Source organism: Bartonella rattaustraliani AUST/NH4 (genome assembly GCF_000312565.1).
Classification (GTDB): Bacteria; Pseudomonadota; Alphaproteobacteria; order Rhizobiales; family Rhizobiaceae; genus Bartonella; species Bartonella rattaustraliani.
This window is the reverse complement of record NZ_CALW02000008.1, coordinates 43909-58259: the sequence shown is the minus strand read 5'-3', so window position 1 is coordinate 58259 and position 14351 is coordinate 43909. Positions and strand designations below refer to the sequence as shown.

The window sequence follows — 14351 nt, the reverse complement described above, 5'->3', positions numbered from 1 at the left end:
CCTTACTATGGAATGCTGCGACAGAAAAAGATAATTGGTCTAAAACCGGCTGCCGACCATGAAAATAAATCATTTTTTTCACAAAGTTTTCCGAATAATTTTTACTCATAACTTCCAACTCTGCCCATTCCTTTAATCGCGTTGCTTCCTTATTAGATAAGCGTAAACGCCGTGCCATTTCGCGAAGACGTGGTGGATCAGGAGGAAGAAGACTTTCCAGCCGCAACAATGGATCAATTTTCCAACCAAGGTCTTGTTCTGCTTTCACGAGTAAATGAATCGCATCAATCCCCCATTTTTCTGTTTCAGGAAAAATACATGTCAAAACCCCACTTTGACGCATCCATAAAAGAGCACGTATTGGATCTAAAGCCATGAGAAGTTTTTTCATCTCTCCCCAAACGCGCTCCGATGAAAGCTTTTGCAAACCATGTTTTAAACGAACACATGCTTTTACCCCTTGCACATCCGGTCGCCCCTGGCCATACCAAGCAAAAAAACGAAAAAAACGCAAAATACGCAAATAATCTTCACAAATACGATTTTCTGCAACACCAATAAAGCGTACTGTTCGACTGGTAATATCATCCAAGCCACCGACATCATCATAAAGGCAACCAGCAGCATCGCAATAAAGTGCATTAATCGTAAAATCGCGCCGTTCGGCATCTTTTTTCCAATCACGACCAAACGCCACTTTTGCATGACGACCATCTGTTTCAACATCAGAGCGAAGTGTTGTAACCTCGTAAGAACATAAGGGTGAAACCACCGTGACAGTACCAAATGCCACACCTGTAGGAATGGCTTTCAATCCTGCTTTTTCTGCGCGTTCTATAATCTGCTGCGGCAAACAGGTTGTAGCAATATCAATATCATGGATAGGCTTTCCCAACAGCTGGTTGCGCACAGCCCCCCCCACAATACGCGCCTCTTCACCATCCAAGGACAAAACGTGAAGAAGTGTTTGGATATCACTCTGTTGTAACCACTCAACCTGTTTGAAATTTTGTCTTATGCTCACCCTTTCACCTTTCAAAAAATTGTTCTCTTTGCCTTTTAAAAAAACACCTTCATGCGAATCATTTTTCTCAGACCTCCCTTACACAAAGTCCCTGTTTTCTCCAAAGAAATCGCTTTGCAAAATAGATTTTGCCAAAGAAGTTTTGGTCAAATAAGCTTTTGTATGTGCGCGAATATTAAAAAAAACAACATATTATCCTTCTTTTCTTTTCATTTTCTGCTACAAATCATAAAATATTATTATCACGCAGAGAAAATTATCGATTTTGCTACAAATGCCTTAAGGAAAAAATATGAGTCAACGCGATACATCATCACAATCTCTTAAAAAGGCCAATACCAATCATGAAGCTCAAGTGATCATTGATGATATTGATACAACCCGTAAAGAATTGGATATTCTACAACAAGAAATTGACAAAGTTATTTTTGGGCAAAATCATGTGATTGAATATGCTTTAATAACGATTTTTGCTGGTGGACATGCTCTTCTTGTTGGGACGCCTGGGCTTGCTAAGACACGTCTTGTTGAAACTTTAGGAACAGTCTTAGGACTTGATGAAAAACGCATCCAATTTACGCCTGACTTAATGCCATCAGACATTATCGGTTCTGAAGTTATGGATTCAGATAAGAGCGGCAAACGTTCTTTTCGCTATGTTCAAGGACCTATTTTCACCCAACTCCTCATGGCTGATGAGATCAATCGTGCCTCCCCTCGCACACAATCAGCTCTTTTACAAGCTATGCAAGAATACCATGTCACCGTTGCTGGCACCCGCTATGATTTACCACAGCCTTTTCATGTGCTTGCAACCCAAAATCCTCTTGAACAAGAAGGAACCTACCCACTTCCTGAAGCACAACTGGATCGCTTTTTGATGCAAATTGATATTGACTATCCTGATCTCTCAACAGAACGGCGTATTATTTTAGAAACAACAAAAGAAAAAAAACAAAATGTAAAACCGATTTTATCAACCCAAAAACTGCAAAAAATTCAAAAAATCGTTCGAAAAATGCCAATCTCGGAAAATATCATCGAAGCTATTTTAAAGATTGTCCGTTCAGCCCGCCCTCATAAAGACAATACTCTTGCAAACAATTATGTTTCTTGGGGACCTGGTCCACGAGCCTCACAAGCACTTTCACTTTGTGTCCGCGCCCGTGCACTTTATGATGGACGTTTAGCCCCCTCTCTTGATGATGTTGCAGCATTAGCTTACCCTGTATTACAACACCGCATGGCACTCAACTTTTCTGCACGTGCTGAGGATATAACCGTAAAAGATATTATTAATAACCTTGTGAAAGATGCCCTTTAGAAATGGCCATTGGCAAAAAAGTTTCAACAAATCCCCCAATATCACTTGCGGCAAAATTGCATGAAAATACCGCGAAAATGCCGCATTTTCTTCTACAAGCACATCGGATTGCCAATACAGTGATCACTGGACGACATGGACAACGTAAACAGGGAAGTGGAGAACATTTTTGGCAATTTCGTCCTTATATGGAAGGGGAATCCATCACACGCGTTGACTGGCGTCGTTCTGCACGTGATGAAAATACCTATCTGCGCGAACATGAATGGCAAATGACACAAACCGTTTGGCTTTGGCCCGATCAAAGTTCCTCCATGCATTACTGCTCACGCTTTTCTAAAATCTCTAAGGGTGATTATACTATCATTCTTACCCTTGCATTAGCATTACTGCTTGCACGAAACAACGAACATATTGCTATCCCTCATATCATGCCCCCTACCATGGCCTCCAATGCCATAGAGCGCATGGCACTTGCTTTAACTCAGCATAAAAATAAAAATCCATTACCAGATTTTTCAACAATTACGCGTTTTTCACAAGCCATTCTCATAAGCGACTTTCTTGATAATCCTGAAAAGGTCATGCAACATTTAACCGTTTTATCGACAAAAAAAGTTACAGCGCACTTAATTGAAATTGCTGACCCGGCAGAAGAAAGCTTTCCCTACACAGGACGCACAGAATTTTTTGATCCTGAGACAAAAGAAAAACATACTTTTGGAAAAGCAGAAAATCTTCGTAAGCACTATTGCAAGCTGTATCAAGCAAGGCGACAAGAATTAGCCAACTTTTGCGCACACCAAGGATGGACCTATCATGTGAGCAGAACAAATACCCCTCTCACAGAAACCATTTTGCACCTTGTAAACAAAATGGGAAACTCTCCATCTCATGTTAGGAGGTTGCTGTGAGCTTTGCCTCTCCTCTGCTATTATTAGGACTTTTATCCCTGCCAATTATTTGGTGGCTGTTGCGTATAACACCTCCATCTGCGCGTAAAGAACTCTTTCCTCCTTTGCGCTTTTTGCCAAAACAAACAAATCAACAAGAAACGGCAAAACATACACCTTGGTGGTTACTATTTTTACGATTAGCTATAGCAGCACTGATTATTATCGCTTTGGCGCGCCCTACTTGGAACCAAAAACCAATTATTCTTTCTGGAACAGGGCCCCTTGCACTCATCATTGATAATGGATGGGCCTCTACAAAAGAGTGGAAAAAACGTATTTTAATTGCCGAAACCCTCCTTGCACAAGCAGAAAAACATCAAAAAGATGTTTATTTTCTTGCGACAGCGGAAAATGATCTTTCTCATATAGGTCCTTCCCCTGCCAAGGTTATAAAACAACAGCTAATGCATCTGCAGCCCCGCCCTTTACCCGTTAACCGTATAGAGGCACTAAAAAAGCTCATCGACATAGCCCCAAATACCTCCCTTGACATTGCCTATCTGAGTGATGGTTTACAAACAAGTGAGGATGATCAAACTTTCGCTCTTATAAAACAATTAAAACCCAAAACATTCATATGGTACTCAAGCGATATTTCCAATTTAACAGGAATAACAGCCATAGAAAATGACAATGGGAACATGGCGGCACGCATCATTCGTTCAACAACACAAGGCACAACTCCGACGACAGTGAGCCTTTATGATCTAAACAATCAGCTCCTTGGGCAGTTTACAACAAACTTCCCCGAAGGAAAAGCAACAACGCTTGTTCCCTTTAACGTACTGCTTGAACTGCGCAATGACATCGCCTGGATAAAAATCAATAACCAAGAACATGCGGCGGCGACCTTCTTAATAGACAGCCATAACAGAATAAACCGTGTTGCTCTTCTTTCATCAAATATCAATGAAATGGCGCAGCCTTTGCTCTCTCCATTTTACTATATTATCAAAGCTTTACAAAACCATACACAACTTATCACAGCTGACGGAAAAGAACTCTCAACGGATATTGATCATTTACTCCAACAAAATCCTTCTGTTTTCATTATGGGTGACATTGTCAACATGTCAGAAGAAGCAGAAAAAAAACTCTCAGCCTTCGTCAATCAAGGGGGAACACTGATCCGCTTTGCAGGAGAAAAACTCAGCACCGCAGAACAATATGATAGCCTGCTTCCAGTACGGCTGCGTCCTGGAAAACGTTTGCTTGGAAGTCTTATGTCTTGGACGAAACCACAAAAACTTGCACCTTTTACAAAAAATAGCTTATTTTTTGGTCTCCCCTTTCCAGAAGATGTCACTGTCTCACGCCAAATCCTAGCCGAACCAAACCCAGACCTTTTTGAAAAAACATGGCTCAGTCTTTCTGATGGAACGCCCCTTATGACAGCAGCCAGACGTGGCAAAGGAACACTCATTCTCATTCACATTGCGCCCGACCCCACATGGTCAAATCTCCCTCTTTCTGGATTTTTTGCACAAATGTTGCAAAAACTGGTCACATTAAGTGCCTATCAAAACGTAGGTCCAACACACATAAAAAAAGAAACGACAATACAAAAGCCCTGGCGAACAATAACCACCGACGGACAATTACAAACACCTCCCTCCTCCGTTGTGCCACTGGTTCTTGATTCTCAAAACCCACCTCTTCCCTCTTATCGTACCCCACCTGGACTTTATGGCGTAAAAAATCATTTTTATGCACTCAATCTCTTAAACGATTCCTCGCGCTTGTTGAAACAGGCGTCGCCACTCTTTCTGAATCAAAGTCCTTTATCTTACGATACAAAAGAAAAACATCTCACTGGTCCACTTTTAGGATTAGCTCTCTTATTATTTGCCTTTGACAGTTTTTTAACTTTATGGATGGGAGGTGCTTTTTTCTTCAATCGGCGCAGTCATCTGCTTCTTTTTCTCCCCCTTACCATAAATTTCATTGTCTCATTTTCGCATGACACAAAAGCTTATGCACAAAACACAGAAAATCACGATGAAGCCATGGTACAAGCAGCTGGTGCGACACATCTTGCTTATGTCATAACCCATAATCATGAAATTGATAAAACAAGTAAAAATGGTCTAGAAGCTCTTAGTCAATTTATTGCACAACGTACAATGCTTTCACCCGGACCTGTGATAGCACTTGATCTCGATAAAGATGAATTGTCCTTCTATCCTCTGATTTACTGGCCAGTTGATGCCAATAGCCCTATGCCAACACAAAAAAGTCTTGAGAAAATAAATCACTTTATCAAACACGGAGGCACAATTTTATTCGACACGCGTGATCAGATAAATACCAACCTCGACCTTGAAGGAACGGCCACTCCAGCAACACAAAAATTACGAGATATCATCAAAGGATTAAATATTCCAACCATTGAACCAGCTTCAACGGATCATGTTATTGCACGTTCTTTTTATATTATGCCTGATTTTCCCGGTCTTTATCGTGGTTCCCCTTTGTGGATTGAATCATCATCAATAAATAAAAAAAACAACAGTTCTTTTGCCAGCGGTGATAATGTAAGTTCTCTTCTTATCACTGCAAATAATTTTGCTGGTGCTTGGGCACTTGATGAAAGAGGAATGTGGAAATATCCACTTATTCCCAATGATCCAATGCAACGCCTATGGGCATTTCGTGCAGGATTAAATATTGTTATGTATGTTCTCACCGGAAACTATAAAGCCGATCAAATTCATGTTCCAGAACTTTTAGAACGCTTTAAAAGAGAAAGAAGGCAATGATACCACTCCTCACTTTTCAGCCTTTTTTACCTCTTTTTTGGATCCTCTTATTAGGGGGAATAGCAACCCTTTTTGTTATTGTTGGCCTGGTTACACGCTACCAAGGATCTTGGCTACGCCTGGTAGCATTACTCTCTCTCATTCTCACTTTGCTTAATCCAATGATCATAAAAGAGCAGCGCGAACCACTTAAAAGTACGGTAGGCATTGTCATAGATAGCAGCAAAAGCCAAACATTTGAAACACGTACAAACGATAGTGATGAAGCACGCGCGCAACTCATCACTGCTTTAGCACATTATCCACAATTTGAACCGCGCTTTATTGAAGCTGGAAAACTTGACAATCATCAATATGCACCCTCAACGAATTTGTTTCATGCTTTAGAACAAGCGATATCAGATATCCCACCTTCCCGTTACGCAGGCACAATTTTTATCACCGATGGACAAGTGCATGACATTCCACAGATTTCAGATCTCCATCATGACGCACCTATCAATGCCCTTATAACAGGCAATTTAGATGAATTTGATCGCCAAGTTAAAATTCTTTCTCCCCCGCGCTTTGCCCTTATCAATAAACCACAAAAACTTTCCATTTTAGTAGAAGATAAAGGACACCTTCTCAAAGCTCTCCCAACGAAAGCAAAGATTACTGTAAGCGTTAATGGACAAGAAGTGAGCTATTATTCTGTAACTCCGGGCATTGTCTTTCAAACTGAAATTACGATTCCTCACGCTGAAAAAAATATCATCGAAGTTGCCACCGATACGCATAAAGGTGAGTTAAGCTTTAACAATAACCGTGCCGTAGCGACGATTGAAGGAATCAGAGAAAACCTGCGGGTCCTTCTTGTTTCAGGAGCTCCTTACAATGGAGAACGAACATGGCGTGATCTTTTAAAAGGTGACTCTAATATCGACCTTGTTCATTTTACGATTTTACGTCCTCCCAACAAAGCAGATAATACGCCATTAAATCAATTATCACTTGTCGTCTTTCCTACAAGAAAGCTTTTTGTTGAAGAGATTGATAATTTTGATCTCATCATTCTTGATGGTTACCAACATTCTCCTGCTTTCCCATTAATTTATTACGATTATATCGCTCAGTATGTCCAAAAGGGTGGTGCGTTACTGATGGTCACGGGACCTGAGTTTACCCAGCAAAACTCACTTGCGAGAACACCTCTCATCAGCATCCTTCCCGCATTGCCCAATGGTGTTATTCTTCAAAAACCTTTTCGCCCTCAGCTAACCAAAGAAGGTGAACGTCACCCTGTCACAAAAGGTCTGGCAACACCCTCATATCCAACTTCTCAATGGGGGCGATGGCTACGGCAAATTGCCATTCAAGACACGTATAAAGGCATAGCTCTCATGAAAGGCGCTGATGAACAACCCCTTTTACTTCTTGCCCACGTTGGTAAAGGACGTGTAGGAATGTTACTTTCCGACGAAAGTTGGCTTTGGGCAAGAGGTTTCGAAGGTGGAGGTCCTTATGCCGCTCTTTATCGTCGAATTGCCCATTGGCTTATGAAAGAACCAGACCTTGAAGAAGAAAAGTTAAGTGCCACCAACGATAATTATCATTTAACGATTCGCCGTCAGACACTCAAAGATTCTCCAGAACAAGCGGTGGTTACTTTTCCCTCTGGAAAAAAAGAAAAGGTTACCCTTACAAAAGAGCAAGAAGGTGTCTTTACAGCAACGCTTAATACGGATGAAATAGGTATTTTTACCATCAAAAATGGTGGTTTAACAACGCTTTCTTCTGTGGGAATGCTTGATAATCTCGAATTGTTTGACCTCATTTCAACGAAAGAAAAACTTTCTCCTATCAGTAAACAAACTGGTGGATACACCACGCGTCTCCATAATAAGGAACAAGAAAGCATTCACCTTCCTCCTCTCGAGCTGGTTCGATCACAGAAAAATTCAACTTCCTCCCTTGCTCACGCAATTGTTCTTAAAGAAGCAACGCAAACCCGCTCAATAAAAACCTTCTATTTTTCAATATTTTCTGGTTTTTTTGCACTCCTTGTGTGCCTTTTCCTGTTGAACAGCATGTGGTACCGTGAAAGCCGTTAAAAATTCTAAGAACTCATCGCATGAAGATGGGGCATGAGAGGTATTTTTCCGCCTTTCTTCTCGAGTTTTTATCTCTACGGCCAACCCTGCTTATGGCTGATAGGTAAGTGAATAAAATTGATTCAACATCCGAGAGATTTGAAATGAGAGAACTTTATAATATTCGGAGTTATGATTCATAAGTGAATAACAAAAACTATCGTTATAGATCAATAGATTGACTTTAAACACCATGGTATAAAAAGAAGAATCTCCACCAACACGATGATACGTTGAATAAACAGCACCACAGCAGCATTATCATACAAATCGGTAGAGATAATGAAGATTACGCATTGCCTCAATCTTTTGTTTCTCACGTTCTTTAATCGGGTCATGACATTCATGCAAAACAGAGAACCACCGTGTTGCATGTTCACAGGCTTGTTGTAAAGAAACATGTCTTAGAAACCCTAAGCCCATTTCGCAGCGGCGTGGGTGAATTGTATAACGATAAATCTATCGCGCACCATCATCTTCATGTTTTTAAAGACGCACACTAGAACCATCATTTTCTTTACCAGTTCATGATATATTTACGAGCCCATAATGTTGCGACAACTCTTGCATGAAAGCGGTTCATGAGAGACATTTCTTCTTTCCTCACTAATTTTTATCCACAGCCCAATCCCGCTGATAGTGTAAAGCCAAATGCACAAAATTGCCTCAAGATAAAGTGGTATGAAATGAGAGAATCCTACAATATTCGGGGTTATGATTTAAGGTGAACAGCAATATTTTATCTTTATAAATCAATGTGTTGTAAAGATATAAAAACTATGCCCTCCGCAAACAATATCAGTTTTATTATCTTGCGATTTCCTGGTGCTCACATTTATCATTTTGCGACAAATGCAAGCACAGAAAACTTGCACAATCCTTATAGTTCCTTTACCGTTAAGCAACATGAGGAGACTCAGGAAAGCTGCTAAAAAATCTTGAGAAATTCAAAACAGAATTTTAAAATGCGACCCATTTGATAAAAAAGTAAACACCAATGATATTACAATATTACGCCAACTTTTTATGTTGCAAAAACCAATGAAGCATAAACCTTAGGTTTTTCTTATAGTTTCAACAAATCATTTTTTCATTTTATACGTCTCTCCTTCCCCAAATACGCCATCTGGTTCGACAATTTTTGATTGCCTAAATTATTTTCAACGCTATGCTAACGTTTATGTTTTACCTTGCCCATATATCGGATGTGCATCTTTCACCTCTTCCACAACCTTCCTTTTTTGAACTTTGTGGAAAGCGCCTTACGGGCTATCTTAATTGGCAAAAAAAACGTAAGGGACTAATGGCAACAAATGTTCTAGAAACTGTAATGGAGACCTTAAAAAAAACCAATCCTGATCATCTTGTCATCTCTGGTGATCTTGTTAATCTTGCTCTTGATAAAGAATTTGAGCAGGCACGCCATTGGTTGCTTCAACAAGGACAGCCCTCAAATATTTCTTTAGTCTTTGGAAATCATGACGCCTATGTTCGTGGTGCATTTCAAAAAGCCTGTACTCTTTTTCAGCCTTGGATTACGGGTGATTTCCCTCAAACCCCCTCTTTTCCCTTTCCCTCTATGCGCATTCGCAATCATGTCGCTATTATAGGTGTTTCTTCAGCCATTGCGACACCGCCTTTTCAAGCCTCTGGTTACTTCGGAAAAGCACAAGCACAAGCTTTATCACGGCTTTTACAAGAAGCAGAAAAACGCAATCTCTTTCGTGTCATCATGATACATCATCCCCCCTTTCACCATGCAACTTCTTGGCATAAAAAATTATGGGGAATCGAGCGTTTTCTCAATGTTATCAAACATCACGGTTGTGAACTTATTCTTCATGGACATACCCATTTACCAACTTTGAATACCATTAAAGGTATAACGGGAAAAACCCCTATTGTTGGTGTTGCCTCCACCTCACAAGCTTTTGGTGATAAAAAACCACCAGCAGGTTTCAATTTATTTGCTATTGAGCGTGTTCATCATCAATGGCGCTGTCAGCTACACCGTTATAGTCTCATCAATCTCAAAAACGAAATAGCATGTACTGAAACAATCGACCTTTAAAACTTTATTTTGCAAAAATACAAAAAATAAAATCTTTTTTAGCAAATTCTCGATCACCATATGATTGAAATAAGCTTTTTTATATAAAAGGAATCATCGTTGTACCTAGCGGCATCTTAGCTTCATCTTCAGGTTCTACATGAATAGAAACACGCACATTATTAAACTCTTTTTGAAGAACAGCTTCAATTTTATCGCAAATCTTATGAGCCTCGCCTACTGACATAGCTGCGGGCACAACCAAATGAAACTCTATAAACGTAATTCTACCAGCAACACGCGTAAGTAGATCGTGGACTTCGAGTGCACCCTGTGCATTAGCGGAAATAAGCTCACGAATCCGCATCGTTTCATTCAATTCAACGCCCACATCCATTAATCCTTGAACAGCACCGTGAATCACCTTCCAACCTTGTAAAAGAATATTAACAGCAACAATGATTGCTAAAATCGGATCGACAATACCCCACCCCCCTACAAAACCAGCAATTAAACCAATTAAAATAGCAAGTGAGGTAAAAACATCTGTTATGAAATGCACTCCATCTGCTTTAAGAGCCGGTGAGCGGTGGAGCTTTCCCTGGCGAATGAGAATAAAACCCCATAGATAATTGAGAACACTTGCAACCAGATGAATAACGAGCCATAGCCCCGGTTTTTGTAACACTTGAGTCGTTGAAAGGGAAATCCATGCCTCTTTTAAAATGATAATTGCCGCAATAATAATCAGCCCCCCTTCAAGAATTGCGGAAAAATATTCAGCCTTATGGTGTCCGAAAGGATGATCCTGATCTGCGGGCTTCATACTGACTTTAATGGCCCACCATGCTGCCAATGTCGTCAATATATTGACAATTGATTCCAAAGCATCCGAATAAAGAGCAACCGAACCCGTGAGGGTATAGGCCCAATATTTCAAAGCAAAAACGATACAAGCAACAAAAATAGAGTATAGAGTTAAGCTTTTCAGATTAATCTTTACACCCATAACACACACCCTTCTTTTTCACACAACAAGGAATAACAGTTTTAACCATAGAGCAATCTTTTGATCTGTCGCTCATATCATAAAAACTCTAGAGCATAATAAAGGGACTCTCATAATCCACTATGATCATGTTCAGAATAATACCCTGATACAGAATAAACCGAATATAGTATGCAGATGACGCAAACAAAACACACACACCTTGAGAAAAGTCAAACCTATGCTAGAAAAATCAAATCTATTCTCCCCATTATCAAGAAAATAACTTACAAGACATCAATTAACTTACAGAACAGATCCCTGATGAGAAAAAATAACCTATCCTTTTTGTTAAAATTCTTTACACTCAATCATCTAAAATATGACGCTAAATGCAATCAACATAAAAAGACTGCTTAGGCGCATCACTTGTAAGCTTACGCCATAAGCAGATCAAAAAGCACGACAGCTCAAACAACGTAAAAACCATGTATAGAAATGAAAGATAAAGAACTCCCCTAAAAAAGAATCTGGGCATTGGGGACCCAGATTCTTTTCCCTTAAAATTAAGGATATACAGAACTTAGGAAATAGCGGGGACCTAAGCCTCTGTACCCGATACGAACACATGATATTATGACGCATTCGGTATTCTCATACTATACCTATAGCTGTATCTTGTCAACATAAATTCTACCATAGGTTTAAAATAATATTTTTTATCTCTTTCATTTTAAAAAAGAGCAAAAATTTAACATCTGGTAATTGAGAAAAAACAGCATTAAAAGCCCCCTATGCACTTAAATATCACAACAATACACGAAGCTGATAATCCATGTCTGAAAGACTACCACAATATCCGTGAAAAAGATCTTGTTGGACGGAAACAACAATTTATTGCTGAGGGGAAAATTATATTGTCGGCACTGCTGCATTCAAAAATATTTTCCGCTCTCTCATTGCTCATAGTCACAGAACGCCTTCCTGGACTTATGCCTCTTTTAGAAGAAACAAAACCAACATGTCCTGTTTATTGTGTTCCACAAAAAATTATGGACAATATTGCAGGATTCCATGTTCATCGTGGTATACTCGGTACCGGTGAACGTATCACACTCCCACCATTACAAAACTTGTTACAAAATCTTCCAAAACAAGCCTTGATTCTGATTTTATGTGGCATCTCTAATCACAACAATACGGGCGCTCTTTTTCGTAATGCAGTGCCTTTGCCAATCATGGCATTATCGTTGACAAGACCTCTTGCGACCCACTTTACCGTAAATCAATCAGAGTGTCTGCTGGTGCAGTTCTCAAAGTTCCCTATACGCAAAGTGCTCACATAAATGACATTCTCGCAGCTTTAACGATATACTTATGCACTTTCTCCCTCCGCGTCATGCACTCTCAAACAAGCCAAAACACCAAAAAGAACAGCGCTTATTTTTGGAACAGAAGGCGATGGCTTACCACCCCATGTCCTGCAAAAATCAGAAACCTTAAAAATTCCCATGGCTCATGGATTCGATAGCCTCAATGTTGCCACAGCCTCTGGCATTGCACTTGCCTATCTCACGGATTTTGCGAATTTCCTCTTAAGATGAGCACATCTTAAACTGTAAGAAACTTAATCTGCAAGAAACATCCCTTAAGCATGTTCCCTTTCATTGATAAGAAGAAAGTATTTTTTATTTATAAGAAGCAGTTGTTTTCAGCACAGAGCGAACTGAAGATTCTGTTTCTAAATTACATAAAACACGTTTCAACATCACTTCAGTATCGGCAGAACGTTCTGAATGGGTTACAAATCCCCCTCCCAAAACACGTGCTTCATCACTATTTCCATCATAAAGAACACAAGCCTGTCCTGGTGCTACACTATTTTCGTATTCCAACAAATCAACAAAAAAAGCACCATCTTGATAATGCAAACGCGCCAGATGCGGAGGACGTGTTGAACGAACTTTCACAGCAACCTCAACACCCTCCAAAGGAAAACGCTCTAACGACTCATCACCAAGCCAATTCACATCACGCAAAAACAGCTTATGCGTTTCCAACATTTCACGTGAGCCAACAATAACACGCGCATTTTCCACATCAAGATAAACCACATAAAGCGCTTCACCGGTTGCCACCCCAATACCACGACGTTGACCAACCGTATAATTAACAATTCCAGAATGTTTTCCTAAAACCTGTCCATCGATATGCACAATATCTCCAGGATTAGCAGCTTCTGGCCGTAATTTTGTGATAACATCAGAATATTTTCCCTGCGGAACAAAACAAATATCCTGACTGTCATGCTTATTGGCAACAACAAAGCCCATTTCTGCTGCCATTTCACGAACACGTGCTTTAGGAAGATTACCAAGTGGAAACCGCAAATAATCAATCTGCTCCTGTGTCGTTGCAAAAAGAAAATAACTCTGATCACGATCAGCATCCAGCGGACGAAAGAGTGCCCGATGCGCACCATGAGGGCGCGAGCGAATATAATGTCCCGTAGCCAAAGCATCTGCACCTAATTCACGTGCAGTTTCTAAGAGATCAGCAAATTTGACAGTCTGATTGCATGCCACACATGGCACTGGTGTTTCCCCATGCACATAACTTTCTGCAAAAGGATTAATCACAGCTTCACGAAATCGCTTTTCATAATCAAGAACATAATGAGGGATCCCTAATGTCTCTGCAACACGACGTGCATCTTCAATATCTTGCCCAGCACAACATGCCCCCACCCTGTGTGTTGCAGCACCATGATCATAAAGCTGCAACGTAATCCCAATGACATTATATCCTTCCTTTTTCAAAAGACCTGCAACAACCGATGAATCAACACCCCCTGACATTGCGACAACAATGCGGGAATCCTCAGGTCGTCCTGGGAGATCAAGACTGTTTAAAAACATGTATTTATTCTCTATTTTCTGGATCCCCATTCCTTTTCTTTAATGAAAATCCATTTGTTAATATTCTTATGAATGCTATCCATTGTTCTTTTACATTGTTTTTTTTACCGTTTCCACAACAATAGCATGACTTTCTTTACATCGGCTGCAAACAAAAAAGAATAATAAAAATAAAGCACTTTGCGAATCCTTTTTTCTAT

The 14351-nt window shown here is 40.1% G+C and carries 9 protein-coding genes and 1 pseudogene; 6 read left to right on the top strand and 4 right to left on the bottom strand.

The window, feature by feature from the left end:
- On the bottom strand, positions 1–1024 hold a 1024-nt coding region (locus BN67_RS01240), incomplete at its 3' end, for a CCA tRNA nucleotidyltransferase (RefSeq protein ID WP_033313051.1).
- Between the two features lie 292 nt (positions 1025–1316).
- Here BN67_RS01240 and BN67_RS01235 point away from each other — a divergent pair.
- The 4 genes from BN67_RS01235 to BN67_RS01220 are packed head-to-tail and all read left to right on the top strand — an operon-like array spanning position 1317 to position 8156.
- Positions 1317–2348 (top strand): AAA family ATPase, encoded by a 1032-nt coding sequence (locus BN67_RS01235; protein WP_019222343.1) that lies wholly within the window; start codon positions 1317–1319, stop codon positions 2346–2348.
- Positions 2349–2350: 2 nt separating this feature from the next.
- Positions 2351–3262: a DUF58 domain-containing protein gene (locus tag BN67_RS01230; protein WP_019222342.1), complete on the top strand. Its 912-nt coding sequence runs from the start codon at positions 2351–2353 to the stop codon at positions 3260–3262.
- Positions 3259–6063, top strand: a complete 2805-nt coding sequence (locus tag BN67_RS01225; protein ID WP_019222341.1) for a DUF4159 domain-containing protein — start codon at positions 3259–3261, stop codon at positions 6061–6063. Before BN67_RS01230 ends, BN67_RS01225 begins: the two co-directional genes overlap by 4 nt.
- Positions 6060–8156 carry a glutamine amidotransferase gene (locus BN67_RS01220; protein ID WP_019222340.1) on the top strand — a complete coding sequence of 699 codons (2097 nt, stop codon included), beginning with the start codon at positions 6060–6062 and terminating at the stop codon, positions 8154–8156. The genes BN67_RS01225 and BN67_RS01220 overlap by 4 nt, the downstream gene beginning before the upstream one ends.
- 300 nt (positions 8157–8456) lie before the next feature.
- Here the strand turns inward: BN67_RS01220 and BN67_RS15305 are convergent, their stop codons facing one another.
- Complete coding sequence (locus BN67_RS15305) at positions 8457–8618, bottom strand: hypothetical protein (protein ID WP_019222339.1); 162 nt, start codon at positions 8616–8618, stop codon at positions 8457–8459.
- A 745-nt stretch (positions 8619–9363) separates the two neighbouring features.
- On the opposite strand from BN67_RS15305, the gene BN67_RS01210 reads away from it, so the two are divergent.
- On the top strand, positions 9364–10266 hold the full coding sequence (locus BN67_RS01210) for a metallophosphoesterase family protein (protein WP_026088101.1): 903 nt from the start codon (positions 9364–9366) through the stop codon (positions 10264–10266).
- Between the two features lie 79 nt (positions 10267–10345).
- On the opposite strand, the gene BN67_RS01205 is transcribed toward BN67_RS01210, so the two are convergent.
- A complete protein-coding gene (locus tag BN67_RS01205; RefSeq protein ID WP_019222337.1) occupies positions 10346–11254 on the bottom strand; it encodes a cation diffusion facilitator family transporter in 909 nt (302 codons plus the stop codon).
- Between the two features lie 773 nt (positions 11255–12027).
- Between BN67_RS01205 and BN67_RS12460 the strand changes: the two are divergent.
- Positions 12028–12837: pseudogene (locus BN67_RS12460) on the top strand (TrmH family RNA methyltransferase).
- A gap of 84 nt (positions 12838–12921) precedes the next feature.
- Here the strand turns inward: BN67_RS12460 and mnmA are convergent.
- Positions 12922–14151 carry a tRNA 2-thiouridine(34) synthase MnmA gene (mnmA, locus tag BN67_RS01195; RefSeq protein ID WP_019222335.1) on the bottom strand — a complete coding sequence of 410 codons (1230 nt, stop codon included), beginning with the start codon at positions 14149–14151 and terminating at the stop codon, positions 12922–12924.
- Positions 14152–14351 lie beyond the last annotated feature (200 nt).

Coding starts and splice junctions, on each gene's coding strand:
- BN67_RS01235 (WP_019222343.1), top strand. CDS start 1,317: ATGAGTCAACGCGATACATCATCACAATCTCTTAAAAAGGCCAATACC.
- BN67_RS01220 (WP_019222340.1), top strand. CDS start 6,060: ATGATACCACTCCTCACTTTTCAGCCTTTTTTACCTCTTTTTTGGATC.
- BN67_RS01210 (WP_026088101.1), top strand. CDS start 9,364: ATGCTAACGTTTATGTTTTACCTTGCCCATATATCGGATGTGCATCTT.
- BN67_RS01230 (WP_019222342.1), top strand. CDS start 2,351: ATGGCCATTGGCAAAAAAGTTTCAACAAATCCCCCAATATCACTTGCG.
- mnmA (WP_019222335.1), bottom strand. CDS start 14,151: ATGTTTTTAAACAGTCTTGATCTCCCAGGACGACCTGAGGATTCCCGC.
- BN67_RS01205 (WP_019222337.1), bottom strand. CDS start 11,254: ATGGGTGTAAAGATTAATCTGAAAAGCTTAACTCTATACTCTATTTTT.
- BN67_RS15305 (WP_019222339.1), bottom strand. CDS start 8,618: ATGGGCTTAGGGTTTCTAAGACATGTTTCTTTACAACAAGCCTGTGAA.